Genomic DNA, 21,972 nt, shown 5'->3' with positions numbered 1-21,972 from the left:
GCATCCATTTCGGAATTCTTTATGCGCACCGTCCATACAGAGTTTTTCTATGCGGCATCGCCGGAACGTCTTTGGACTCTGGCGACAAGCTATGACGCGTTGAGCCGCGTCATGGCCGGGCTGGTCGAATTCGACGGGCTCCCCGAGGGCCGGACCCGCACCGGCCAGAAGATCCATGTGGAGATTTCGCTCTTCGGAAAACTGCCGAAACAGCCATACGATATGGACGTTTTGGAATGCGACGACAGCCGCATGATCCTGCGCTCGAGCGAGCAGGGCGCCGGTGTGAAAAGCTGGAGGCATACGATGATGGTGACCCCTGCGCCCGGTGGAAGCCGCCTGTGCGATACCATCGAGATCGACGCCGGCCTGCTGACCCCGGCCTTCGCGCTCTGGGCGAAATATCTCTACGGCGCGCGCCACAAACCGCGCCAGAGGCTCCTGGAGGAAGGGAGCTATTAGACTCTTAAGCGCCGGAGCAAACCGAGCTATCGCGGCTGCCCCGGCAGCAGGCCCACGAGGATCGCCGGGCCCCGATGCTTGAGCTCCCCGCCCCCGCCGTGTCCGATACCGCCGCCCCCATCGCAGGAAAGATCCCCATGGCCAAGGCCGAACTCGCCCATCTCGCCGCGCCCGGTGCCACGCTGGAGCTGCGCGTCACCCCCAAGGCCTCGCGCAACGAGATCCGCGAGGAGGCCGGTACGCTGCGGGTCTATGTCACCACGGCGCCCGAGGACGGCAAGGCGAACGCCGCCGTGCAGAAGCTGCTGGCCAAGGCGCTGGGGGTGCCGAAATCGCGACTGACCCTGATCCGCGGCGCCACCGCGCGCGACAAGGTCTTTCGCGTCGAACCCTGAGCCCTACTCGTCGCGGATATAGACGCCCTCGGGCAAGGAGATCGCGGCGGCGAGATCGCGCATCTGGGTCATGGACAGGGTGATCTTGTTCACCCGGTCGGTGCGCGGATCGTATTGCTCGACGGTGACGCAATCCTCGAAGGTGGAGACGATCACATCCTCCTGAAGATGCGTGCTTCCCTCGTCGACAAGCGTGACGACCGTGGCGTCGAATTCGTGCTCGATGCTGAACATGGGACCAGCCTAGCCCAGCGCCCGGGCGCTGCCTATCCCGAAAACGCACAGCCCCCGCCCTGTGACAGTCCGGCTCTGGCGCCGCGCCTGCGAGGCGCATATGGTGAAAGCGATTTTCCTCCCGACCGGATGCCAGACCCAGTGATGCGCCGCCTTCTGCCCTGCCTTCTCTTCCTGCTCGCCGCCTGCGAGGTGGCACCGGTGAGTTCCGTTCCGCCGGACAGCCCCGCCCGGCAGGAGGCCGCGCGCGTCACGCGGCAGTTCGTCGAGGTCGCCAGCACCATCGAGCCGGTGGCCGAGGCCGAATGCCGGCGCCTGACGCGCGGTCTTAACTGCGATTACCTGATCGTCATCGACGACCGGCTCGACCAGGAGCCAAACGCCTTCCAGACGCTCGACCGTCATGGCCGGCCCATCGTCGCCTTCAACCTCGCGCTGATCGCCTCAGTGGAGAATGCCGACGAGCTGGCCTTTGTCATGGGCCACGAATCCGCCCATCACATTCTCGGCCATCTCGCCCGGGTCGAGGAGGATGCGGCGATGGGCGCGCTGATCTTTTCCGGCATCGCCGCGATGTCGGGCGCCAATGCCGACGAGGTCCGCTCGGCGGAGGAATATGGCGCCAGCATCGGCGCGCGCACCTTCTCCAAGGAATACGAACTCGAAGCCGACGAGCTGGGCACGATCATCACGATTCAGGCCGGCTACGACCCGGTGAAAGGCGCCGCCTATTTCATGCGGATCCCCGATCCGGGCGACCGCTTCCTCGGCACCCACCCACCCAACGCGGCGCGAATCGCCATCGTCCGGCGCACGGCTGACGCCTATCGCGCCGCCGGCGGCGCTTGACGCTGCGTTGACTTGCATCAAGGGCAGATTTGCCCGCCCCTGCTAGGCTTCCGTCAGTCTGACAAGGAAACCGGCGGAGGGATGAAGATGCCAGGACGTACCGATTTCAAGAGACACGCCACGCTGGTCGACCATATGGCCAACACGCTGGGGCTCGACCTCGAAGAGCAGATGCTGCGCGGCAAGCTGACCTTCTCGCAGCTCGACGACGCGGTTCTCAGCTGCACCGGCTGCACCCAGCCCTGCGCCTGCGAGGCATGGCTGGCGACACGCGCGGAGACCGCGGAGGCGCCGCCGGTCTATTGCCGCAACACGCAGCTCTTCGACGAACTGCGCAAGACCTGACACCCGATGGCGGAGGAGAAACCGATGTTCGACGCACGGCCCAATCAGCCGCTCGGAGACGAGACCGATCATTACTGGCTTGTCCAGCGCATGGCGCAGGCCAACGGCACCGATCTGGTGGCCGCCGCCGATGCCGGCCTCCTGACCCAGCACGACTGGGCCGGGATGGTGCAGCGCTGCCGTGGATGCCAATGGGCCGACGGCTGCCAGCGCTGGCTTGACCAGCCCGAAACCGCGCTGCGCGACACGCCCGAAACCTGCGTGAACCGCGCCCATTTCGCGGCGCTACAGGCGAGACTGCAAGAGTAAAAAAGATGCGAGAGACGCTAGGAGATCCCGCCCGACATTTCTGGATGACCCGAAGCGTGGCCCGTGTGATGGGCCTGAACCTGTCCGAGGAAATGCTGTCGGGGCATCTGGGCCCCGACGAATACGCCCATATGGTGACCTGCTGTCGCGGCTGCGCACTGGTCGAGGCCTGTGAAAGCTGGCTCGGCGCGCAAACCGGCGTGACCACCACGCCACCGCCGGGCTGCTGCAACGCGGCCCTGCTGTCGCGGCTGCGGAAACTGCACTGACCGCCCGCCCCGATCCGACGGCCTGGGGGCTGTCGGCCCCGCTGGAGCCGATCGGCGCCGGCGCCCGCAACGTCGTCTTCCGCTGTGGTGATATCGTGCTGAAGTCCACCGGGCGAAGCGAGGCGGCTCTACGCTGGCTGGTGCCCGTGCAGGCGGCGGCACGTCAGGTGGGCTTTGTCACTGCCGATCCGGTGCCGGCGCGCAACGGGCGCCTGATCGTCGGAGGCTGGACCGCAGAGCGCTTCCTGCCGGGACGCATCGCCGACCCCCGAGATCTCTCCGCGCTCGCCCCCCGCATCGCCGCGTTTCACCGTGCAGCCCGGCGACTACCGCCGCGCCCCGGCGTTCCTGGCACGGCGGCGCTGCTGCGCCTCGGTCGGGGCGGAGATGTTGTGCTTCCTGCCATGCCCCAAAAGCTCGCCAAGGCGATCCGTACCGCGTTTGCGGATGTCGCCGATACGCCGCAAGGCGTGGTGCATGGCGATCTGAACCCCGGCAATATCATCGTGACAGCACAGGGTCCGGCACTGATCGACTGGGACGAGTCGCGCCACGACGCGCTCTGTCTCGACCGGGTGACGCTTGGCCTGCCAGCCACGCGGGCGGAGCGCCGCGCGGCGCTGGCCTGGGAAATCGCCTGCTGCTGGTGGCCGGAGCCCGAATGCGCGCGCCGGCTGGCGCGCCGCTTTATTCGGTCCGCAGGTGCTGCGCCGATTCCTTGATCGCGTCGTACTGACCCGAGGGGCGGAAGCGCCAGAGATAATCCGGCAGCACCGCCTCCAGCGAGGTCGGGGTGATGCCGAGATCGGCAAACCCTTTCGCGTCTTCGGCCACCACATTGTCATGGCGCAAAGACTTCACCTGATCGCGGGTAACCTGTGCCGGGAACAGGCCGCCGGTCAGCGTCTGAAGCAGCTCGAATCCCCAGCCCATCACCGAGGCGATGCCGAAGGGGATATTGACCAGAAGCTTGCGACGGCGGATCACGCCCAGCATCTGCGTCATCAGCTCGCGGAAGCTGTCCACATCGGGTCCGCCCAGCTCGTAGACGCCCGGCGCCGCGTCTCCGGTCACACCCATGACGGCAGCATGGGCCACATCGTCCACATAAACCGGCTGGAATTTCGTCTCGGCACCCACCAGCGGCAGCACCGGCCCCATGCGCGACATCGAGGCAAAGCGGTTGAAGAAGCCGTCCTCCGGCCCGAAGATCACCGAAGGCCGCAGGATCACCGCGTCGGGCATGTGCGACAGCACTGCCGCCTCGCCCAGAGCCTTGGTGCGGGCGTAGTCGCTGGCGCTCTCGGCATCGGCGCCGATGGCCGAGATCTGCACCATCCGCGCGACACCCATCTCGGCGGCGATTCGCGCGATGCGCTCGGCGCCCTCAGACTGTACCGCGTCGAAATTGTTCTTGCCCTTGGCATCGAAGGTGCCGACGCAGTTCACCACCGCATCCGCGCCATGCATCACGGCGCGCACCGACTCGTCGTTGCGGATATTGCAGAGCACCGGCTCCACCTGGCCGACAACGCCGTAGGGCTTGACGAAAAGCGCCTCGTTCGGGCGCCGTACCGCGACACGGACACGCCAGCCCAGCTTGGCCATGCGGCGCGCGATATAGCGCCCCACAAAACCGGATCCCCCGTAGATGGTGACGAGTTTGCTCATTGACCTAGCTCCGTGATGCGCGGTTTGCCGCCCCTGAATACCGATCACGGGCAAGCGCGGCAAGGTGCCGTGGCGCGAGATGGAAAACAAAGCGAAAAAACGGCGTTGACACCGGATTGCGGGCCGCGTAAACGCCTGCCTCACACCACCTGTGCCCAGGTGGCGGAATTGGTAGACGCGCTGGTTTCAGGTACCAGTGGCTTAACGGCCGTGGAGGTTCGAGTCCTCTCCTGGGCACCACTATCCCCCTTACAGACACAGTATTTCCGGCGCGGTTTTGCGCTGCTCTATGCAACGCCATTTCGCGATGCGGGCTTGCATGCCTTTCGCCTCGACCCAAACAGCCTAGCCTGCCATCGCAGATACGACCGCTCTACAAGCACTTCGCTTGTCGGTTGCAGGGGTGCCAAGGATCTGCCATTTAGTAAATGTATTTATTATTATGGGACGACTCGCATGACCATCGCACACACAATCGAGATCGACGCCCCTGCGACGAACGTCTTTGCGCTCTACGCAAATCCCGAGCTTTGGCCGATCTGGGACAGCGAGACCAAGGCGGTCGGCCTGCCGGAGCTGCGGCGCGGCGCAGCGGGCTGGCTGGAACCGCGCGAGGGGCCCAGAGCGAAGATCCGGGTCACCGAGGTGCTGCCGAACCGCTCGTTCACCATCGAAGGGCAGCTGCCGCTCTGCCGCATGACCTTTGGCCACGAGCTGACCGGCAACGGCCAGCGCACAAGCGCCACCCACTGGGTCGCATTCTCCGGCCCTCTGGCCTTTCTGTTCCGGCGACTGATCGGCGCCGGGATCGACCGGACTCTGCCGAACACGCTCGCAGGGCTGAAGCGCGTCAGCGAAGAGGGCGGCGCGGTCAATGCCGGCTGACTGGCCGTCGCGCTATGCCGGGCCGCATGACAGCCCCGGTTTCACCCTGTGGCGCGATTTCATGGCGTGGCAGCGCGGGCTCAACGCCGCGCTGCGGCCGCTCGGACTGACGCAGCCGCAATTCGCTATTCTCGCGGTGTTCGGCTGGCTGGCGCAGGACGGTCGCGAGGTGACGCAGCAGGCGGTGGTCGATCTTGTCGGGCTCGACAGGATGCATGTCTCGCAGATCTCGAAGCGGCTGGAGGCGGACGGGCTGATCCGGCGGCTGCCGGCGCAGTCAGATCAGCGCGCCAAGCCGGTGGCGCTGACAGCGGAGGGTGAAGCCCTGCTGGCCCGCGCCCTGCCCATCGTAGAAGAGTACGACCAGGCCTATTTCGACCGATTGCGCCTGGAGTGAGCGGCGCTCAGCCGGAACCGAAGAGCCGCTCGAACTCCGTGACACCATTGGGCGAAAAGCTGACGACGCGGGTCTTCTGGTCGCGCCTCGCCCAGGACAGCTCTTCGAACCGGCTCAGCAGCGCGCGGCCCAGACTTCCCGCCAGATGCGAGCGGCGTTCGCTCCAGTCGAGGCATTCCCGGCAGAGCGCAGCCTGCCCCTTTTGCAGCGCGCCGAGGTCGATGCCGAGACCCGTGACCAGCCCGGCCCCCGTCTCCGTCAGGCTGAGATCCTCGCCGTCGAGCCGCAGATGGCCACCCGCAATCAGACTGTCGAACATCTGCGTTCCCATATCGCCCGCCAGATGGTTGTAGCAGACCCGCGCCTGCCGCAGCTCGGCGTCTTTCGGGCCGGTGCGCCGGCGCAGATGCCCCGCCCCGGCGGCCAGCCCCATCAACCCCTCGAGCACATGCGCCACCTGGTCGCTGGCCAGCGAGAAATACTTGTGCCGCCCCTGCTTGCGCGGGCGCAGCAACCCGCCCTCGTCGAGTTTCGACAGGTGCGAGCTGGCCGTCTGGATGGTGATTCCCGCCTCCTCCGCCAGCTCGCTGACGGTCAGCGCCTTGCCGCTCATCAGCGCGGTCAGCATATTGGCGCGGGCGGGATCTCCAATCAGCGCGGCGATACGGGCGATATCGGGACCTTCTTTCATAGTTCGATCCTAATCGAAGCATAGACCTCTGACAATCTGCTAGTCCGGGGACAGAAACCTCAAGGAGACAGCCATGCTGACCTGCGTGATCCGCTACCATATCGACCCCACCAAGAAGGCCCAGTTCGAGCAATATGCCCGCAACTGGGGCCAGGCGATCCCGCGCTGCGGCGCCGATCTGATCGGCTATTATGCGCCGCATGAGGGCTCCAGCACGCTGGCCTATGGCATCTACAATCTGGAAAGCCTCGCGGAATACGAGGCCTACCGGGCGCGACTCGCCGCCGATCCGCTGGGGCGCGAAAACTACGAATTCGCCATGAAGGAGAAATTCCTGCTGCGCGAGGACCGGACCTTCCTCAAGCTCGCTTCCGCCCCGCACGGCCCCGGAGCGGCACAATGATCGCGGTGATTTTCGAGGTCGAGCCGGCGGAGGGGCGCGGGGCGGACTATCTCGACCTCGCCGCCGGGCTGCGGCCACTGCTTGAGGAAATCGAGGGCTTCATCTCGGTCGAGCGGTTCCAGAGTCTGACCAACCCCAACAAGCTCCTGTCGCTGTCCTTTTTCGAGGACGAGGCGGCGATTGCACGCTGGAGGACGGTCAGTGCCCATCGCGGCGCGCAGTCGCAGGGCAGAAAGGGAATCTTCGACGATTACCGCATCCGGATTGCAAGCGTCGTGCGGGATTATGGCATGTTCGAGCGCGACGAAGCCCCGGATGACAGCAAGGAGGCGCATTCATGATGCCGCTGATCGCAACCGCCTGGGTCGCGCTTGCCAGCGCCGCTATCTCTCCCGGCCCGAATATGGTGGCGGTGGCCTCGCGCGGGCTCGGCTCCGGGCGGTTACCGGCGCTGACCGTCGCCGCCGGGCTCGCCTGCGGCGCTTTTGCCTGGGCGATACTGACGGCGGTCGGGCTGGGCCAGATCTTTGCGCTCTATCCCGGGCTGCTGCGACTGCTGGGTGCGATCGGCGGGGCGTATCTCGTCTGGCTCGGAATCAAGGGATGGCGCTCGGCCCTGACCGGCAGCGGCGGCCAGATCGCACCGGTCGCCGGCGCCGGCTTGAGGCACGATTTCCTGCACGGGCTCGCAGTGACGGCGACCAACCCCAAGGTGGCGCTGCTCTGGGCCACGCTCTCGACCTTCGTCGGCCCGGCGATCCAGTCCTGGGGCGGGCTGCTGGTCTTCACCACCGGTTCCGCGTTGATCATATTTGCGATCTACGGCAGCTACGGACTGCTGTTTTCCACAGGACGGGCGCGCGGCCTCTACACGCGCTTTCAGCAGATGAGCGAGGCAGTGTTCGGCACCCTCTTCGGCGCACTCGGCATGTTAATGATCAACCGCTCACTCTGACCCGCCACCGGACGGCGGGCCGTACCGGACGATCGCCACGCCGCTCAGGCTTCGGCGCGCTCCGCAAGCCATGCCGCGGCCTTCACGACACAGGCCTCGAAAGCGGTGAGATCGTCATAGACCGCGCCCTGCGGCACATCCCGCGTGACGAGCACGCCGGTCGAGCGTTCGACACTGCCATGCACCATCAGGTTGTCGCACATGTCGAACGCCTCGATCTCCATGCCGTCCGCCCCCTGCAATGCTCCGCTCTCGCGTTGCGTGACGTCACCCTCCCAGAAGCGCGACACCCGGTCGGCAAAATGGTCGTCCGAATTGGAATAGGCAAAGATCGGCTTGTTCTGTGCCCGCATGAAACCGATCTCCACCGCCGTGCCCACATCGGCGCTGGGGCCATGAAACGGCGTCAGATTGACGATCATCGCGTCGCAATCCGACAGGGCGCGCTCCATCACGTCGAAGATTTGCAGACCCTGCTCCCGCTTCGCCCGCGACGTGTCGAGCGCCACCAGCCCCATTGGAAAGACCCCTTCGAGCCCGTGCTGCGCGCAAAGCGCCATTTTTCGCGCTCCAAGCGCCTGCGGATCGGCGGCGAAGACATCGGGGCCGGCGAGATAGATTTTCGTCATGGTCGATCCTTTGCAATTCAGTGCTGCGGCAAGGCGGCCCCCAGTGCTTAGGCTCTGGACTTCGTTAACGGGTCCCGCTTCGTCAAGTGATTTCGGGCAAGCTATTTGTCCCCTCTAACGGCTTGTTGCGGCTCAATCGATCCACCCGGCATCTTGCGGCTCTGTCCTGAGATCCTTGGAGAACGTGCTTCGGTCTGTGGTCGGCCGCGAGGGCTGCCGACATGATGCTGGTTCGATGCAGTTCCGATGTGTCCATCTCATAGGTGTGCTCAGCAACGCTGGCTACGGTCCAGACCCCGACATCACCAGAACCGCGTCCCTTCGGAACCTCGAGAGCCCGCGGTCAGGCTGGCGAAGCGGTTAGGATCAATTGGGCGATGCAACCTCCATCCTGAAGGCCGTTCCATCATCCACATCCGGTGCATCACGACGGCCATGCGGCGCGACATGGCTCATCTGTCGCAAATGGCGTGCAGATTCGTGTTCATGACGCCTTTGGTTCGGCCAATCAGCCCCCTGCGCCCCCCCTTTTTTGACGCCCAGGCTGGACGCCGTACGATGGGCTTTCAGATGAGTTGCGTCGATCATCACGGTCGTCTCCTCACCGTGCTCGGCCGCCAACCCCGCCATGATCCGGGCGAAGACACCCCGCTCGTGGCAGCACTTGGAGCAGTGGCGCTGCCGTAACGAACTTGTCCCATAGTGCTTTCTTACATTCCAGCGAATGGATCGCACCATCAAACCATGGGATCAAACACCTAAGGGGACAGAGCATTCGACGCGCAACGAATGACAACCAGCCTCTGGCAAACGCGGGACGGGTCAATCTGATTTGTCTCAAGCCCAGGGAGTAAAGCGTCTAGTGAAACAATTATTCCTTGGGGATCGCTACCAGCTTCGGTCGGCCAGCATCATCAAGAGCAACAAAAGTGAATTTACCCTCGGTGACCTTTTCGTCGTCCCCAATTCGGCCGCGCCTCACCCAAGCCTCGAGGTGAACCGCGATAGACGTGCGTCCGGTCCGCTCGATTTGCCCATAGATCGACAAGATATCACCAACCCTCACGGGCCTTAGGAACCGCATCGCATCAATTGCGACGGTCGCGAGCTTCTCGCCTGCGATTTCGGCGGCAACGATGCCTCCCGCAATGTCCATATGTGAAATAACCCAACCACCAAAAATATCTCCCCGCAAACTGGCATCCGCAGGGCGCGCCACAACGCGAATAAGAGGATTTGCAGTCGGGGCCTTATCGTTCATTTCCAGTCTCCTATCTGGTCCATCGGGCTCGTGCCGTCTGCCAGGCCGTCCTAGAGGCGCATGTCGAGCACCGCGTAGACGAGACCCTTGCCGTGCGCATCCAGTGCCACCGAGCGCGTCACCCCACCTTTCAGCGCGTTCTTCAAAACGAAGTTCAGCGCGAAGAGCTGCGGCAGCACATAGCGGTCGACCTGTACATCCGGCCCGAAGATCGCGGCGATCCGCTCGGCGGTCACCTCGGCCTCGATCCGCGGCCAGTCTTCGGGGCGATAGGCGATGACCGAGATGTTCGAGGTCGTCCCCTTGTCTCCGGCTCGGCCATGGGCGATCTCGTGGAGCTTCATGCTGGCTCTCCGAACATGTGAACATGGGTTTCAACCTCTGCCCTGGGCAGATATGCCGACCGAATTCCGATGACCTCGCGCACCATCGTGGCGACGCCACCACCACCCGCAGGGCCGTTGAGATAGAGCCCTTCCACTTCGTCCGAAACAGCGCGCGCGGCCTCGATTTCGGCACAGCGCGCAGCAACGCGCAGGCGGACCTCGCGCGGCTCAGGCGCAGAGGGGTCCACAGGCGATATCGCGTTCAGGCCGATGATATCGACCCGCATATCCTCAATCAGATTGGCAAGAGGAGCGAGCCTTTCGGTCGTGATCTCTCCCGCAAGCCGCGCCCGGGCCACGGCACCGGGCCCCGCATAGGATATCTCTCCCTGTCCGATCCAGCCATCCCGCGCCCCAACCGACACTTTAAGACGTCCCGTTGCCGGAGTCCCTGCCCCGCCGCTGACGGCAACCCGGTTCGGTCCGATTTCGGCAAAATCCACACCGGAAAAATCCGCGACGACGTCAGGCTGGAAATACCGCGCCGGATCATGCAGTTCATAGAGCAGTTGTTCGATGCACGTCGCCCGCGACACCAGCCCGCCGGTTCCCGGCAGCTTGGTTATGACTGCGGTGCCGTCCTGCGACACCTCGGCGATCGGGAAACCGACAGTGGCAAGGTCAGGCACGTCCTTGGCCCCGGGGTCGGCGAAGTATCCGCCCGTCACCTGCGCCCCGCATTCCATCAGATGCCCGACGACGGTGGCCTGGCCGATCAGCCGATGGTCCTCGATGGAAGGCCACCCGAATGCGTGGATCATGGGCGCGACAAAGAGCGACGGATCGGCCACACGGCCACAGATGACGATATCGGCCTCTCGCGCCAACGCCTCGACAATCCCCTCGGCGCCAAGATAGGCATTCGCCGACACCAGACGGTCACCAAGGTCGCTGGCCGGACGCCCGGTTTCCTCAAGGACACAAGGCCCGATCCGGTCCAGCACGTCGTCACCCAGCACAGCCGCAACCCGGAGCGTCAGGCCCAGTTCGGCGGCGATCTCCGCGGTGCGCCGCGCCGCTTCCAGCGGATTGGCGGCGCCCATGTTTGTGATGATGCGCGTCCCGGCACGGTGACAGTCCGGCAGCACAGCCCGCATCCGCTGCTCCAACCGCCTGTCATATCCGGCGGCGGGATCGCCGAGCCGGTCAAGCTGCGCCAGCGCGATGGTGCGTTCCGCCAGGCATTCAAAGACCAAATAGTCCAGCTTTCCGGATCGGGCCAAATCGACCGCCGGCCCGATCCCGTCGCCGGAAAAGCCCGCTCCGGTGCCGATGCGAAGGATTTTCATCGCGACACCCTTTGCGTGTATTTTACCCCGCTCCAGACCGTCAGCAGTATCGCCGCCGCAAGCACGGGCGTGGCGGGATGTGGCCAAATGGCAAGAAGGATCACCGTTGCCAGCACCACCCGGTCAAGAAGCCGGTTGTGGGTGATCGGGATGCGGGTCAGCAGCGCGGGTATCGCGAAAACCAGAATAAGCCCGGCCAGCGCCGCATCGACAATCGAAAGAGCACCCCCCTCCAACACCATGCCGGGAAACAACAGCAGCAGGAAGGGGAGCAGATAGGTGATGGCGGCAAGCCGGACGGCCTCGAACGCGGCGGGCACCCAGTTTGTCTGCGCGATCCCGGCCCCGACAAAGACCGCAACACAGACCGGCGGCGTGATGACCGAGATCGTGGCGAAGTAGAACACGAACAGATGCGCCGTCAGAATCGGCACGCCGACTTCGGTCAGCGCCGGTGCCAGAACGGCAGCGACCAGGACATAGGCGGCGGTCGTCGGCAGGCCCATGCCCATGATCAGGCAGACCAGTGCGACCATGAGGGCGATCATGACGGTGGAATCGCCGCCCAGCGACACGATGGCCGACGACAGCGCGACGCCTGCGCCTGTCAGGTTGACCATCGACACCAACACCTGCGCACCTGCCAGCAGGACCCCGATGATCACGAGGCCGCGCCCGGCATCCTCAACGCCGGCCAGAACCATGCGGGCCATGTCGCGCAGCGGCTTCCGCCCGGCCTGCGTAACGATGAACGCGGCCAGCAGGCCCATGATCCCGTAGAACGCCGAGGTCGCCACCGAACGTCCCAGCCAAAAGCCGATGCCCAGCCCGATCAGCGCCGCGACCACCGGCCCGATGCGGCGTGGCGCGAGGATATTGGCCCAGGCCGGCAATTCCTCGGATGGGACAAGCGCCAGGCCGCGTTTCTCGGATACGAAATGCACCGTCACGAAAACGGCAAGGTAGAAGAAGACGGCGGGCAACAGCGCGGCGCGGATGATGTCGGTGTAGGGCATGCCGACGATCTCGGCCATGACAAAGGCGGCCGCGCCCATGATGGGCGGCGCAATCTGACCACCGGTGGAGGCGACCGCCTCGACCGCCGCAGCGAAAGGGCGGGGATAGCCAAGGCGGATCATCATCGGGATGGTGAAGTTGCCGGTCGTCGCAACGTTGGCGACGGAGGAGCCGGAGATCATGCCGAAGAGACCGCTGGCGATGGTTGCGATCTTGGCCGCGCCGCCGACCTGCCGTCCGCCGAGACGCATCGCCAGGTCGATGAAGGCCTGACCTCCGCCCGTGTGGAGCAGCAAGGTGCCGAACAGGACGAAGGCCGCGATCACCGTTGCGGCAACGCCGGTGAGCATGCCCCAGATCCCGAGATCGCCCAGGAACACGGTTTCGGTGATGTAGTAGCTGTCGAACCCCCGATGCCGCATCGGGCCGGGCATGTAGGCGCCGAACCGGGCATAGGCCAGCCCGACCAGGACCAGGATCGGAAAGATCAGGCCGACCGTGCGGCGCGCAAGTTCCAGTACGGCAAGGACAAGGCCCGCTGCCAGCACCATGTCGAGCGGCGTCGCCCAGGGCAGCTCGGTCATGATCCTGTCGTAGTTCAGGATGATGTAGCCGCAGGCCGCCACGCTGACCGCCATCAACGCCAGGTCCACTGCCAGCCCGACCGGGCGCCAGGGCTTGCCTTTCCCAAGCGGGTAGAGCGCGAAGCCCAGGCAGATCACCAGCGCGAGAAATATCCCGCGCTGGATCAGGCTTTCGAACGGACCGGTGGCCGCAGTATAGAATACGAAGGCACCGACGATCAGCGCCAGGGTCTTCGCTGGGTCCGGAAATCGCATCCTGTCCGCCGTATCAGTTGGCCGGTTTCAGCTTGTCGGGAACGGTGTGGCCGTTTTCCTCGAACCAGCGGACGGCGCCCGGATGCAGCGGAACAGTGGAATAGTCGAGCGTCATCTGGGCCAGGTCCGCCCCCTTGACGCTGGCCATGGCATTGCCCTGCACGGACTCGTCGGTCATCACGGCCTTCACGATCTGATAGGCGGTTTCCTCGGACATCGTGCTGGGCGCGGCGATGCCGACACCGAAGCTCCAGATCGTGTAGGCCGGGATCCCCTCTGCCACGCCGGCGGCCACGTCCATGATCGAGATATCCGGCATGTTTGCCTGGATCTTCTCGGCCTGCTCGTGCGTCAGCCCGAGGATCTTGATGTCCGTCGCCGTGCTCAGATCCATGGTCGAGCTATCGAGGGCGGTCGGCGAGCCGGACTTTACATAGCCGGGCAGACGGTTGTCCTTGATCGAGTCGATGATGTCGGTGGTGGACCCGCGCACATACTCCGGCTTGATCCCGAGCACGTCGAAGACGGCTTCGGTCGTGGTTTCCGTCGCCGATCCCTTGATCCCGGGGTTGAGGCGCACGCCGCTCAGCCCCTCAAGGCTCTCGACGCCCGAATCCGCGCGCATGATGACGTTCTGCGGCGACGGCGCATAGACCCAGAGCATCTGGAGATCCTGCGGCTTGCCTTCGAATTCATGTGTCCCGGAGACGGCATGCTGCACCACGTTCGTCGTGATGATGCCAAGGTCCATCTGGCCCCGCTCCATCCGGCGGATATTGTCCATCGCGGCGCCGGTTTCGACAACCGTGGCATTGATGCCCGCATCGCTTTCGTTGATCAGCTTTCCGACGGCAACGATATAGCCGTAGTGACTGGACGAGGCCGAGGTCGATCCGAAGAGGATGTCTTCGGCATGCGCGCCGCCTGCGGCGATCAGCCCGGCGGACAGTATGGTGCCGGCAATTGCGTGTTTCATTATGTCTCCTCCCTAAGACGTTGGTTGCCTTTGTTGCCCGGATTTCCGGGCTCGACCAGAAAAGATTCCAGCTGGCCGATCTCCTCCCGTTCCTGCACGACGCCAGCCGGAGCCGGCAGGGCCGTCTTACTGCGGGGCCTGCCCGACGTCGGCCAGAACCTGTCTTGCGCGTTCGATCACCGGTCGGTCGACCATCTTGCCATCGACCTGTACCACGGACCCCGAGGCGGCCGACAAGGCCGACAACACGCGGCTTGCCCAGTCGACTTCGGCCTCGGACGGGGTGAACCCATCGTTCGTAAAGCCGACCTGTGCGGGGTGAATGCAGAGCTTTGCACCAAAGCCGAGCATGCGTGACCTTGCCACTTCATCCGCAAGGATACCGCCGTCCTTCAGCTCGGGTGTCACGCCATCCACCGGCGGAACCAGGCCGCCAAGGCGCGAGGCAAGGACGATTTCGAACCGGGCGGGATCGAGCACGGGGCCGGTGCCGGGTATCCGGGTATCCGCGCCGAAATCCAGGTTGCCGAAAGCAAACCGGGTCACCCCGGGGCAAGTGACCGAGCGGCGCAGCGCGGCGAGACCTTCGGCGGTTTCGATCAGCGCGACCAGCGCGCGCCCCGGCAGCTTGTCGGCCACCGCCGACAGGCTTTCGGGGGTGGCTTTCGGCACCATGACCGCCGAGACATCGCAAGAGGCCAGCGCCGCCAAGTCGTCGTCGAACCAGGGCGTATCCGCGCCGTTGATCCGCACGAGGCCCGCCCCGCCGTTGCCGAACCAGTCGGCGACATGATCCCGCGCTTCGGGCTTCGCTTCGGCGCCGACCGCGTCCTCCAGGTCGAGAATGATGGCGTCGGCCCCCGACCCCGCCGCCTTGGCAAACCTGCCGGGCATGCGGCCGGGAACGAAGAGGTAGCTGCGCGGGGTCTTCATGACGCGGGCGCGACCACGGCGCTGGCCTGCATGGCAAGCTCCCCGTCCGGGCCCTTTGCCCAGATCGGCATGGCGCCATCGGCCTCTTCCCCGGCTTCGAGCGTGAACGGGCGGTCGCCAAAGAGCGGCGCCATGCCACGGAACTCAAACCGGGTCAGTCGCCCCGCGCCGGCCGCCGTGGCAAAGCACTGGAGCAGGGTCGCCGTGAGCGGGCCATGCACGACAAGATCGCGGTAATCCTCTTCTTCGCGGGCATAGGTCCGGTCGTAATGGATGCGGTGGCCATTCGAGGTCAGCGCGGAATAGCGGAACAAGAACACGGGATCGGGCGTGATCTCTTCCGAGCGAGTGGCGCCCTCGGGGGCCGGGGCCGGCACGGGCTTGGGCGCGCCGGGTGCGGGCGCCTCGCGGTAGACGATATCCTGTTCTTCCTCGACGCAGAGCGTTCCGTCCTGTGACAGGCTGTGTTTCACCGTAACAAAGACCAGCTGGCCCGCGCGGCCGGACTTTGCCTTCACGCCGATGATCTCGCTGACCTTCTCGGCCTCGCGACCAATCGTGAGCGGCGCGTGGTACGTGAGGCGGCCGCCGGCCCACATGCGGCGGGGCAAGGTGACGGCGGGCAGGAAACCGCCGCGCTTGGGATGTCCGTCCGGCCCGATGTTCCGTCGCTGCACGAACGGATTGAAATAGAGCCAATGCCATCCCGGCGGCAGCGGGTCGCCGTCGGCTGGCGCGTGATCCATGTCCAGCGTCGCAGCCAAGCCCGCGGCGCGGTCGGCCGAGATCGTCTGAACATGGCGTTCGGTCCGGCCGACCGCATCGGAGTAATCAGGTGTGGATGTCATCTTTGGCCCTTCAGTAGATGGCCTCGTCCTCGACCAGAGCGCCGATCTGCGCCCGGCTAAGGCCAAGGAGTTCCCCGTAAACGTAGTCCTCGTCGCCACCGAGCGCGGGCGTGCCGCGCGTGATGCCCGGGGCGTCATCCCCGGCGAACCGCGCGGGGTGGCCGATTGCGGCGCGAATCTTGCCATCGGTTTCGGCAATGTCGAGGATCGCGCCCCGTGCCCGCATGTGTGGATCCGCCACGATGTCCGAGGCGGCCCAGGACAGGTGCGCGGCAATCCCCTCCGCCTGGAGCCGTTCCGCCGCGGCTTCGCCCCCCTGCCTGGCGGACCAGGCGCCGATCGGCGCGTCGAGCGCGCGGCGGTTCGCGTGCCGCTCGGCCTGCGTGGCAAAGCGGGGATCATCGGCCAACTGCGGCTGCCCGATGATGCCTGCCAGCACCTTCCATTCGGCGTCGCTGGACACGGAGATCGACAGCCAGCGATCCGCGTCGGCGGTCGGGAAAAGCCCGTGGGGCGCGCGCGCCATATCGTCATTGCCCATGCGTCCGACGGACACCCCCGCGGAGGCCGCGGTCAGGAAGTCGCCCACAAGGGACGAGGCGACTTCGCGGGCGGCGATATCTACATGGCACCCCTCGCCGGTGCGGCGGCGACGGTTCAGGGCGGCCAGCGTGGCAAGCGCCGCGTGCATTCCGACCGAGTGGTCCATGACGTGCCGCATCTCGACCGGTGGTCCGTCGGCATGACCCGAGAGATAGCCCAGCCCTCCCCATGCGCCAAAGAGCGGGGCGTAGCCGGCGAAATGGCTTTCCGGGCCGGTCTGACCCGAAGAGGACACGGACACCATGACGATATCGCGCTTCACGTCGCGCAGGATGTCGTAGCCGAGCCCGAGACGTGCCATCACACCCGCGCGGAAGCTTTCGGCGGCGACATCGGCGACGCCGACCAACTTCTTCGCCAGAGCGACCCCCTCGGGGTGTTTCAGGTTCAGCCGTACCGAGAGCTTGTTCGAGGACACCTGATCGAAGGTCGCCGGCCCCTGGCGCCCATAGACGGCATGCGGCTTTCGGAAGATGTCGGGCCGCAACGCGGTTTCGACCTTGATGACCTCGGCCCCCATCTGGCTGAGCATGTGGGTGCAGAAAGGCCCGGCGGCATGGACCGTAAAATCGGCGATGCGAAGACCTGCGAGAGGTTTCATGCGGTAGCCCTCCGACCGGGTTGGCAGGACAGGATCGACTGGTCCGCGCCGAGGCTGGCAAGCGTGCCGCGGACCGGCAGCGCGTCCGGCCCGAAGCGGAACGGCAGCGATTGTACCTGCACCGGCCCATCGGGGGTGTCGATCGTCGCGAAGATGCCCCGCGCGGTTTCCTGAAGGCCGGTCAGAACCTGTTCCGGCGCGTTGTAGCGCGCCATTGGGACGCCGAGTGTCTGGGCTTGCGCGACCAGATCCTCGACCTTGCGGTGACGCGCCCAGTCGCGGATGCGCTGGTTGATCTCGGCGCCGCGCGCGCTGCGCCCGACCTCGTCGGCAAGTTCCGGGTCCTGCGCCCAGTCATCGGCACCGAGAAGCTCGATCAGTCCAAGCCACTGGCGGGTTTCCAGTGTCAGAAGTTCGACGTAGCCATCCGCGCATTCGATCACGCCGCCGAACTTGAACGACCGGGTCAGGCGGTGTTCCACCGATCCGTCGCCAAAGCGCTGGATCGCGAAAGCGCCGACGGCAACGTTGGCGTCCTGAACGGAGGCATCGACGAACTGGCCCTGCCCGGCCCAGAGCGCGGCCAGCGCCGCCATCGCCGCCGTCGTGCCGCCCTGCATCTCGGCGAAATGCCCAGCGATCTTCAGCGGCGGACGATCCGGGAAGAGGTCGGCCGTCAGCCCGTTCGGCAACAGGAACCCCTCCCCTCCGGCGTGGATCAGGTTGATCTCGTCACCTTTCCAGCCCGCCTTGGGCCCGAAAGCGCCGAATGGCAGGACGGACAGGTGCACGATGTGCGGGTGCTCCCTTGCGATGGTCGCTTCATCGAGCGCCAACCCGGTGCGATCCGCGACCGGTGTGTCGTCGATGAATATGTCGGCCTCCGCCAGGAGCTTGTGCAGATCCTTCTGGAAATCCGGTCCCACCGGATCGCAAACGACGCTGCGCTTGCCGAGGGACAGGTAAGTGAACAGCGCGCTCTGCCCCCCGGGGAGGAGCGGAGGCGCCTCCCTGAGCGGGCTGCCTCCGGAAGGCTCGGCCATGATGACCTCGGCACCCATCTGACACATCAGGCGCCCCGCCTGCGCCGCGGCCACGCCAGTGGCACGTTCAATGACGCGAAGGCCGGATAGAGGCTTGTCAGTCATGGCCGACCCCCTTTCTTCAGCGAACGACCGGAAGGTCCAGTTCGAGATTGCCGCAGTCGAGGAACACCCGAAGCTCGGGGTCGCGCGACTGGAGGGCGACGGTGGCGATGCCCGGCGTTGTGACTTCGCCGCGCTGGTTCTCGCCCCAGATCTCGATGTCCACCAGGGCGTGGCCGTCCTTGATGTACTTCTTGGTCACCTTGCCCTTGCACCAGGTGCTGTCGCCCATGGTGTTGAAGCGGCGCATCTCGGTGCGGACGCGCTTGAGGAAGGCCGCATCCCCCATCCAGTTGGTGACGAGCGACGCCATCCACGACGACCGTTGCGGGCCGTAGTCGTAGACGCCGGGCACGCCGACCTCCTTGGCTGTGCTTTCGCGGTGGTGCCCGATGCCGGTGTACTCGATGCCGCCGCCGGCCTCGGGGTTGCGGAAGAAGTGGCCCGGGTGCTTCATCGCGTTCTGGAAGACCACGCCATGGGTATGGCCGCGACCCGAGCCCACGAGGAAGCCCATGGTATCCATCAGCGACAGCGGGCCGCGCACGATGGTGTCGAGACTTTCGCCTTCGGTGACGTCCTCCCAGTAGCGCACCTTGGAGCCGCGGATCTTCATCGGCTCCTCCATGATGCAGGCGTCGAGCGCCTCGAACTCCTCCTGGGTGTAGTCGTAAGTGGTGATGTCCTTGTACTTGCCGGCATCGCGCGCCGCCTTGCGCTCGTGGCGGGTGCAGGTGCCCAGGGCGCGAGACAGCATGTCGCCATGCTGGTTGAAATAGGTCGCCTCGACATATTGCAGCACCAGCCGGCCCGAGAACTTGCTTTCCTTCACGTCGATCCCGATCACGCGCTCGATGGCGTTAATCCGGTCGCCGGGGCGGATGTGGCGGAAGATTTCCCAGTCGTTGCCCGCGTAGAAGCCATGGACGCCCGGCAGGCCCCAGCGGGTCCGGCCAATCCAGCCAAGCGCCATCGGGAACATCGGATGGCCGAGCTGCGTGCCGTAGCGCGACGCCGCGCCGTAGCCGGGATCACGGTAGAGCGGGTTGAGGTCGCCGATGCCGTTGCACCAGTTGCGCAGCGTGTCGGCGGTCGCATCCTGAAGGTACGGACCTTCGGGGCGCAGTTGCAGCCCGACCATCTTTTCGGCGGCGGCAATCGCCTCATCGGTGATTTTGCCCTCGGCGGGCGCGCCGCCCATGCCCTTGGCGTCGTCTTCCTTGGTCTTTTCAGCGGTGGTCACTTTCAGGGTCTCCCTATCAGTCTGGCGTTCGGTGGTGTCATGCGCATTTTGCGCGGCTATTTTTCATATAATGCATTATTTTTGCGACGGTCAAGCGCGCATTTTGCAGGCTTAAGTCCTGACTTACGCTGAATTTCGGACAAACCTCCCCGAATCCGGCTCTCGCCGGACAATTATGATGCATTCATTTGGCGTTTCGTTTAGAAGGCCACGTCGGTTGCGCTCGTCACCTGCGCAAAGCGGCGCAGCCCGGACAGGGCGTGGTCATGCTCATCGGCGGTCGCGCCGGCACAGCAGTCTTCAAGCAGCACGCATTCGTAGTCGCGGTCGTGGCCTTCGCGGACCGCCGCAGAAACGACGCCGTTCGTCGACACTCCGGACAGGACCAGGCGCCGGATGCCCTGCGCTCTCAGAAGAGGTTCGAGCTTGGTCGCGTAGAACGGGCTGACCCTGTGCTTGATGATATCCGGGTCGCCGGGCTGGGGGGCAAACCGGTCCAGCACCTCGGTTCCCCAGTCGCCAAGCTTGAACACCCCGTTGTCGCGCGCCTTCGAGAATACCGGCGATCCCGGCGGGCATTCCGCGTAATTCGGGGAAAACCCGACACGCACGTAACCGACCATCACGCCCGCCGCACGGGCCTTGCTGATCGCAAGTTCTGTCGCGTCATAGACGCCGCGATCCTGCATGAGCGGGACATAGCTCTTGCCGCCCATCCCGTCGGGATGAACGAGGTCGTTCAGCATGTCCATGACAAGGAGGATAGAGTCAGATGCCATTGTGCAATCCTTTCAGGCTAGGGTTCGTCCCCGGGCCGGAAAGGGCGCGGGGGCTATTCGGAGTAGCTGACCTTGAACTCGTCCCAGGCCGAGCGGATATGCGATCGCAGGGCCTGGACAAAGGCGACTTCGTCGCGGGCAATGATGGCGCTCAGCATGTCCCGGTGCTCCTGCGAAGCACGGTCGATGCGGTTTTCCAGACGGTTGATGAGGTCGAACGGATAACGTGCCCAGAGCGCCCGGACGAACCGCAGGGTCTGCGGCAGCTCGGCCGCGATGTAGATCAGCTCGTGAAACCGGTAGTTGATCGTGCGGACCGCGTCCTTGTCGCCGCGCGCCGCGGCGTCCTCGATCTGGTCCTGAAGAACGCGCAGCTCCTCGATGTCCTGCGAGGTCAGGCGGCTGACCGCCTTGAGCCCCAGCTTGCATTCCAGCGTGACCCGCAAATCGGTGATCTCTTCGGTCGCGTTGATGTCGAAGGGAGCCACGATCGCTCCGCGGTGCGACGTGCCCAGGATAAAGCCCTCGGCCTCCAACAGCTTGATCGCCTCTCGAACGGGGGTGATCGACGTGCCGATCATCTCGGCGATCTGCGCCTGCTTGAGCTTGGAACCACGCGGGAACTGACCCGAGATGATGCCTTCCCGAAGGAAATCCGCGACGTATTCTTCCTTGGTCTGATGCTTCGCCTGGCTTTCCATCACCAATTAGCCCCCGAATGGTGTTGCACGAGTGCACAATGCATACTCTCATGCCCCAGTCTCCGGAGCCTGGTCAAGTCGGAGGACGTGGCCGGCCATTTCCGGACTTATCGCAGCATATTTGTCCAGAAGCTTCGGATCATGAGCTGGAAGCACGTGATCGTCGCTGTCGGCCAATTCCCGAATCCGGTCGTGGGCTGCAATCATGTCGGAAATATTGAACGCAACGGTAAAGGGAATACCGCGCTCGAACTCCTCGTAGTAATGCAATGCATCCGAGGCGAGCACGACCCAGCCGCGCTCCGTCCGGATGCGCAAGACCTCCTGCCCCGCGCAATGGCCCCCGACCCAATGAGCGCTGATCCCGTCGGTCACGTCGAAGTCCCGGCCATGCAGGTGCAGGCGTCCGTCATGCAGAAGATGCACCAACCGCGCGATCTCGTCCGCCTTGTAGGCATGACGGAACGTCGGTTTCTGCATCCATGGCCCCGTGACATACGCCATTTCTTCGGCCTGCATGTAGAACCGCGCGTTCGGCAACGCATCGAGATAGCCGAGGTGATCGTAATGGGCATGGGTCAGCAGAACGGTCGACACTTCGGCAGGGTCGATCCCAAGCGCCGCCCAGCCGTCGGGCGGGGACATGACCTGCCTGTGACCGTTCGGTTCGCCCTTTGCGGGATCGATCCCGGTATCCACGATAATCACCTCCCGACCGCTCCTGAGCACCCAGCAAAAGAAATCGAGCGTCAGGGGCGCCGTGGGATCCGGGTCCGAGATGAAGTTGACCCCACGGGTGCGCGTTTCGTTCGTAGCGTGTCTGATGGCGTAGATTTCCCAGGTCTTCATGGCATCCC

29 protein-coding genes, 1 tRNA gene and 1 pseudogene are annotated in these 21,972 nt (G+C 65.0%); 13 read left to right on the top strand and 18 right to left on the bottom strand.

Annotation, left to right across the window (positions count from 1 at the left end):
* Nucleotides 1-21 precede the first annotated feature (21 nt).
* Both I6N89_RS02990 and I6N89_RS02985 read left to right on the top strand, forming a co-directional pair.
* Nucleotides 22-462 carry an SRPBCC family protein gene (locus I6N89_RS02990; RefSeq protein WP_207016718.1) on the top strand — a complete coding sequence of 147 codons (441 nt, stop codon included), beginning with the start codon at nucleotides 22-24 and terminating at the stop codon, nucleotides 460-462.
* Nucleotides 463-599: 137 nt separating this feature from the next.
* Nucleotides 600-857 carry a DUF167 domain-containing protein gene (locus I6N89_RS02985; protein WP_207016808.1) on the top strand — a complete coding sequence of 86 codons (258 nt, stop codon included), beginning with the start codon at nucleotides 600-602 and terminating at the stop codon, nucleotides 855-857.
* A gap of 3 nt (nucleotides 858-860) precedes the next feature.
* Here I6N89_RS02985 and I6N89_RS02980 read toward each other — a convergent pair whose 3' ends face one another.
* Nucleotides 861-1,091, bottom strand: a complete 231-nt coding sequence (locus I6N89_RS02980) for a hypothetical protein (RefSeq protein ID WP_076698527.1) — start codon at nucleotides 1,089-1,091, stop codon at nucleotides 861-863.
* 144 nt (nucleotides 1,092-1,235) lie between these two features.
* On the opposite strand from I6N89_RS02980, the gene I6N89_RS02975 reads away from it, so the two are divergent.
* The 5 genes from I6N89_RS02975 to I6N89_RS02955 all read left to right on the top strand — a co-directional run bounded on the left by I6N89_RS02975 (nucleotide 1,236) and on the right by I6N89_RS02955 (nucleotide 3,585).
* Entirely contained in the window at nucleotides 1,236-1,940 is a 705-nt protein-coding gene (locus tag I6N89_RS02975; RefSeq protein WP_207016717.1) for a M48 family metallopeptidase, read from the top strand.
* Nucleotides 1,941-2,027: 87 nt separating this feature from the next.
* Nucleotides 2,028-2,285 (top strand): DUF6455 family protein, encoded by a 258-nt coding sequence (locus tag I6N89_RS02970; RefSeq protein WP_207016716.1) that lies wholly within the window; start codon nucleotides 2,028-2,030, stop codon nucleotides 2,283-2,285.
* Nucleotides 2,286-2,309: 24 nt separating this feature from the next.
* Nucleotides 2,310-2,594, top strand: a complete 285-nt coding sequence (locus I6N89_RS02965) for a DUF6455 family protein (RefSeq protein WP_236016381.1) — start codon at nucleotides 2,310-2,312, stop codon at nucleotides 2,592-2,594.
* Between the two features lie 5 nt (nucleotides 2,595-2,599).
* Nucleotides 2,600-2,863: a DUF6455 family protein gene (locus I6N89_RS02960; protein ID WP_207016714.1), complete on the top strand. Its 264-nt coding sequence runs from the start codon at nucleotides 2,600-2,602 to the stop codon at nucleotides 2,861-2,863.
* The gene (locus I6N89_RS02955) at nucleotides 2,773-3,585 is read left to right on the top strand and encodes a phosphotransferase (protein ID WP_207016807.1); all 813 of its coding nucleotides are present in this window, start codon (nucleotides 2,773-2,775) and stop codon (nucleotides 3,583-3,585) included. The genes I6N89_RS02960 and I6N89_RS02955 overlap by 91 nt, the downstream gene beginning before the upstream one ends.
* On the opposite strand, the gene I6N89_RS02950 is transcribed toward I6N89_RS02955, so the two are convergent.
* Nucleotides 3,551-4,534, bottom strand: coding sequence for a complex I NDUFA9 subunit family protein (locus tag I6N89_RS02950; protein ID WP_207016713.1), 984 nt, complete (start codon nucleotides 4,532-4,534; stop codon nucleotides 3,551-3,553). The two genes, I6N89_RS02955 and I6N89_RS02950, sit on opposite strands and share 35 nt — an antisense overlap.
* 153 nt (nucleotides 4,535-4,687) lie before the next feature.
* Here I6N89_RS02950 and I6N89_RS02945 point away from each other — a divergent pair.
* From I6N89_RS02945 to I6N89_RS02935, 3 genes are all read left to right on the top strand, one after another.
* Nucleotides 4,688-4,774: transfer RNA gene (locus I6N89_RS02945), tRNA-Leu, on the top strand.
* Between the two features lie 216 nt (nucleotides 4,775-4,990).
* Nucleotides 4,991-5,419, top strand: a complete 429-nt coding sequence (locus tag I6N89_RS02940) for an SRPBCC family protein (RefSeq protein WP_207016712.1) — start codon at nucleotides 4,991-4,993, stop codon at nucleotides 5,417-5,419.
* Entirely contained in the window at nucleotides 5,409-5,816 is a 408-nt protein-coding gene (locus tag I6N89_RS02935; protein ID WP_207016711.1) for a MarR family winged helix-turn-helix transcriptional regulator, read from the top strand. The genes I6N89_RS02940 and I6N89_RS02935 overlap by 11 nt, the downstream gene beginning before the upstream one ends.
* 7 nt (nucleotides 5,817-5,823) lie before the next feature.
* On the opposite strand, the gene I6N89_RS02930 is transcribed toward I6N89_RS02935, so the two are convergent.
* The gene (locus I6N89_RS02930; RefSeq protein WP_207016710.1) at nucleotides 5,824-6,507 is read right to left on the bottom strand and encodes an ArsR/SmtB family transcription factor; all 684 of its coding nucleotides are present in this window, start codon (nucleotides 6,505-6,507) and stop codon (nucleotides 5,824-5,826) included.
* Between the two features lie 73 nt (nucleotides 6,508-6,580).
* Here I6N89_RS02930 and I6N89_RS02925 point away from each other — a divergent pair, with 73 nt between their 5' ends.
* From I6N89_RS02925 to I6N89_RS02915, 3 genes are read left to right on the top strand one after another with little or no spacing between them, the layout of a single operon-like run.
* Nucleotides 6,581-6,910 carry an NIPSNAP family protein gene (locus I6N89_RS02925; protein WP_207016709.1) on the top strand — a complete coding sequence of 110 codons (330 nt, stop codon included), beginning with the start codon at nucleotides 6,581-6,583 and terminating at the stop codon, nucleotides 6,908-6,910.
* A complete protein-coding gene (locus I6N89_RS02920) occupies nucleotides 6,907-7,251 on the top strand; it encodes an antibiotic biosynthesis monooxygenase family protein (RefSeq protein WP_207016708.1) in 345 nt (114 codons plus the stop codon). The genes I6N89_RS02925 and I6N89_RS02920 overlap by 4 nt, the downstream gene beginning before the upstream one ends.
* Nucleotides 7,248-7,865: a LysE family translocator gene (locus I6N89_RS02915; protein WP_207016707.1), complete on the top strand. Its 618-nt coding sequence runs from the start codon at nucleotides 7,248-7,250 to the stop codon at nucleotides 7,863-7,865. Before I6N89_RS02920 ends, I6N89_RS02915 begins: the two co-directional genes overlap by 4 nt.
* Nucleotides 7,866-7,909: 44 nt before the next feature.
* On the opposite strand, the gene I6N89_RS02910 is transcribed toward I6N89_RS02915, so the two are convergent.
* The 15 genes and pseudogenes from I6N89_RS02910 to I6N89_RS02840 all read right to left on the bottom strand — a co-directional run bounded on the left by I6N89_RS02910 (nucleotide 7,910) and on the right by I6N89_RS02840 (nucleotide 21,964).
* Complete coding sequence (locus I6N89_RS02910; protein WP_207016706.1) at nucleotides 7,910-8,494, bottom strand: nucleoside 2-deoxyribosyltransferase; 585 nt, start codon at nucleotides 8,492-8,494, stop codon at nucleotides 7,910-7,912.
* Nucleotides 8,495-8,952: 458 nt separating this feature from the next.
* Nucleotides 8,953-9,148 (bottom strand): annotated as a pseudogene (locus I6N89_RS02905) (IS5/IS1182 family transposase); the annotation flags it as partial.
* Between the two features lie 217 nt (nucleotides 9,149-9,365).
* Nucleotides 9,366-9,755, bottom strand: a complete 390-nt coding sequence (locus tag I6N89_RS02900; protein WP_207016705.1) for an acyl-CoA thioesterase — start codon at nucleotides 9,753-9,755, stop codon at nucleotides 9,366-9,368.
* Nucleotides 9,756-9,805: 50 nt separating this feature from the next.
* A complete protein-coding gene (locus I6N89_RS02895) occupies nucleotides 9,806-10,099 on the bottom strand; it encodes a hypothetical protein (RefSeq protein ID WP_207016704.1) in 294 nt (97 codons plus the stop codon).
* Nucleotides 10,096-11,430, bottom strand: a complete 1,335-nt coding sequence (locus tag I6N89_RS02890; RefSeq protein WP_207016703.1) for an acyclic terpene utilization AtuA family protein — start codon at nucleotides 11,428-11,430, stop codon at nucleotides 10,096-10,098. The genes I6N89_RS02895 and I6N89_RS02890 overlap by 4 nt, the downstream gene beginning before the upstream one ends.
* Nucleotides 11,427-13,286 carry a TRAP transporter permease gene (locus I6N89_RS02885; RefSeq protein WP_207016702.1) on the bottom strand — a complete coding sequence of 620 codons (1,860 nt, stop codon included), beginning with the start codon at nucleotides 13,284-13,286 and terminating at the stop codon, nucleotides 11,427-11,429. Before I6N89_RS02885 ends, I6N89_RS02890 begins: the two co-directional genes overlap by 4 nt.
* A gap of 13 nt (nucleotides 13,287-13,299) precedes the next feature.
* Entirely contained in the window at nucleotides 13,300-14,262 is a 963-nt protein-coding gene (locus I6N89_RS02880; RefSeq protein ID WP_207016701.1) for a TAXI family TRAP transporter solute-binding subunit, read from the bottom strand.
* Nucleotides 14,263-14,388: 126 nt separating this feature from the next.
* Nucleotides 14,389-15,195, bottom strand: a complete 807-nt coding sequence (locus tag I6N89_RS02875; RefSeq protein ID WP_207016700.1) for an HpcH/HpaI aldolase/citrate lyase family protein — start codon at nucleotides 15,193-15,195, stop codon at nucleotides 14,389-14,391.
* Nucleotides 15,192-16,043, bottom strand: coding sequence for an FAS1-like dehydratase domain-containing protein (locus I6N89_RS02870; RefSeq protein WP_207016699.1), 852 nt, complete (start codon nucleotides 16,041-16,043; stop codon nucleotides 15,192-15,194). Before I6N89_RS02870 ends, I6N89_RS02875 begins: the two co-directional genes overlap by 4 nt.
* Nucleotides 16,044-16,053: 10 nt before the next feature.
* The gene (locus I6N89_RS02865; protein WP_207016698.1) at nucleotides 16,054-17,247 is read right to left on the bottom strand and encodes a CaiB/BaiF CoA transferase family protein; all 1,194 of its coding nucleotides are present in this window, start codon (nucleotides 17,245-17,247) and stop codon (nucleotides 16,054-16,056) included.
* Nucleotides 17,244-18,395 (bottom strand): CoA transferase, encoded by a 1,152-nt coding sequence (locus tag I6N89_RS02860; protein ID WP_207016697.1) that lies wholly within the window; start codon nucleotides 18,393-18,395, stop codon nucleotides 17,244-17,246. The genes I6N89_RS02865 and I6N89_RS02860 overlap by 4 nt, the downstream gene beginning before the upstream one ends.
* A 16-nt stretch (nucleotides 18,396-18,411) precedes the next feature.
* Complete coding sequence (locus tag I6N89_RS02855; protein ID WP_207016696.1) at nucleotides 18,412-19,635, bottom strand: FAS1-like dehydratase domain-containing protein; 1,224 nt, start codon at nucleotides 19,633-19,635, stop codon at nucleotides 18,412-18,414.
* A gap of 200 nt (nucleotides 19,636-19,835) precedes the next feature.
* The gene (locus I6N89_RS02850) at nucleotides 19,836-20,414 is read right to left on the bottom strand and encodes a cysteine hydrolase family protein (protein ID WP_207016695.1); all 579 of its coding nucleotides are present in this window, start codon (nucleotides 20,412-20,414) and stop codon (nucleotides 19,836-19,838) included.
* Between the two features lie 53 nt (nucleotides 20,415-20,467).
* On the bottom strand, nucleotides 20,468-21,115 hold the full coding sequence (locus tag I6N89_RS02845; protein WP_207016694.1) for a GntR family transcriptional regulator: 648 nt from the start codon (nucleotides 21,113-21,115) through the stop codon (nucleotides 20,468-20,470).
* Nucleotides 21,116-21,163: 48 nt separating this feature from the next.
* Nucleotides 21,164-21,964 carry an N-acyl homoserine lactonase family protein gene (locus I6N89_RS02840; protein ID WP_207016693.1) on the bottom strand — a complete coding sequence of 267 codons (801 nt, stop codon included), beginning with the start codon at nucleotides 21,962-21,964 and terminating at the stop codon, nucleotides 21,164-21,166.
* Between the last annotated feature and the right edge of the window lie 8 nt (nucleotides 21,965-21,972).

The organism is Salipiger abyssi (assembly GCF_017311415.1).
Classification (GTDB): Bacteria; Pseudomonadota; Alphaproteobacteria; order Rhodobacterales; family Rhodobacteraceae; genus Salipiger; species Salipiger abyssi_A.
The sequence above is the reverse complement of the archived record's forward strand: the minus strand, read 5'-3'. Positions and strand labels throughout refer to the sequence as shown.

Coding starts and splice junctions, on each gene's coding strand:
- I6N89_RS02990 (WP_207016718.1), top strand. CDS start 22: ATGCGCACCGTCCATACAGAGTTTTTCTATGCGGCATCGCCGGAACGT.
- I6N89_RS02985 (WP_207016808.1), top strand. CDS start 600: ATGGCCAAGGCCGAACTCGCCCATCTCGCCGCGCCCGGTGCCACGCTG.
- I6N89_RS02980 (WP_076698527.1), bottom strand. CDS start 1,091: ATGTTCAGCATCGAGCACGAATTCGACGCCACGGTCGTCACGCTTGTC.
- I6N89_RS02975 (WP_207016717.1), top strand. CDS start 1,236: ATGCGCCGCCTTCTGCCCTGCCTTCTCTTCCTGCTCGCCGCCTGCGAG.
- I6N89_RS02970 (WP_207016716.1), top strand. CDS start 2,028: ATGCCAGGACGTACCGATTTCAAGAGACACGCCACGCTGGTCGACCAT.
- I6N89_RS02965 (WP_236016381.1), top strand. CDS start 2,310: ATGTTCGACGCACGGCCCAATCAGCCGCTCGGAGACGAGACCGATCAT.
- I6N89_RS02960 (WP_207016714.1), top strand. CDS start 2,600: ATGCGAGAGACGCTAGGAGATCCCGCCCGACATTTCTGGATGACCCGA.
- I6N89_RS02950 (WP_207016713.1), bottom strand. CDS start 4,534: ATGAGCAAACTCGTCACCATCTACGGGGGATCCGGTTTTGTGGGGCGC.
- I6N89_RS02940 (WP_207016712.1), top strand. CDS start 4,991: ATGACCATCGCACACACAATCGAGATCGACGCCCCTGCGACGAACGTC.
- I6N89_RS02935 (WP_207016711.1), top strand. CDS start 5,409: ATGCCGGCTGACTGGCCGTCGCGCTATGCCGGGCCGCATGACAGCCCC.
- I6N89_RS02930 (WP_207016710.1), bottom strand. CDS start 6,507: ATGAAAGAAGGTCCCGATATCGCCCGTATCGCCGCGCTGATTGGAGAT.
- I6N89_RS02925 (WP_207016709.1), top strand. CDS start 6,581: ATGCTGACCTGCGTGATCCGCTACCATATCGACCCCACCAAGAAGGCC.
- I6N89_RS02920 (WP_207016708.1), top strand. CDS start 6,907: ATGATCGCGGTGATTTTCGAGGTCGAGCCGGCGGAGGGGCGCGGGGCG.
- I6N89_RS02915 (WP_207016707.1), top strand. CDS start 7,248: ATGATGCCGCTGATCGCAACCGCCTGGGTCGCGCTTGCCAGCGCCGCT.
- I6N89_RS02910 (WP_207016706.1), bottom strand. CDS start 8,494: ATGACGAAAATCTATCTCGCCGGCCCCGATGTCTTCGCCGCCGATCCG.
- I6N89_RS02900 (WP_207016705.1), bottom strand. CDS start 9,755: ATGAACGATAAGGCCCCGACTGCAAATCCTCTTATTCGCGTTGTGGCG.
- I6N89_RS02895 (WP_207016704.1), bottom strand. CDS start 10,099: ATGAAGCTCCACGAGATCGCCCATGGCCGAGCCGGAGACAAGGGGACG.
- I6N89_RS02890 (WP_207016703.1), bottom strand. CDS start 11,430: ATGAAAATCCTTCGCATCGGCACCGGAGCGGGCTTTTCCGGCGACGGG.
- I6N89_RS02885 (WP_207016702.1), bottom strand. CDS start 13,286: ATGCGATTTCCGGACCCAGCGAAGACCCTGGCGCTGATCGTCGGTGCC.
- I6N89_RS02880 (WP_207016701.1), bottom strand. CDS start 14,262: ATGAAACACGCAATTGCCGGCACCATACTGTCCGCCGGGCTGATCGCC.
- I6N89_RS02875 (WP_207016700.1), bottom strand. CDS start 15,195: ATGAAGACCCCGCGCAGCTACCTCTTCGTTCCCGGCCGCATGCCCGGC.
- I6N89_RS02870 (WP_207016699.1), bottom strand. CDS start 16,043: ATGACATCCACACCTGATTACTCCGATGCGGTCGGCCGGACCGAACGC.
- I6N89_RS02865 (WP_207016698.1), bottom strand. CDS start 17,247: ATGAAACCTCTCGCAGGTCTTCGCATCGCCGATTTTACGGTCCATGCC.
- I6N89_RS02860 (WP_207016697.1), bottom strand. CDS start 18,395: ATGACTGACAAGCCTCTATCCGGCCTTCGCGTCATTGAACGTGCCACT.
- I6N89_RS02850 (WP_207016695.1), bottom strand. CDS start 20,414: ATGGCATCTGACTCTATCCTCCTTGTCATGGACATGCTGAACGACCTC.
- I6N89_RS02845 (WP_207016694.1), bottom strand. CDS start 21,115: ATGGAAAGCCAGGCGAAGCATCAGACCAAGGAAGAATACGTCGCGGAT.
- I6N89_RS02840 (WP_207016693.1), bottom strand. CDS start 21,964: ATGAAGACCTGGGAAATCTACGCCATCAGACACGCTACGAACGAAACG.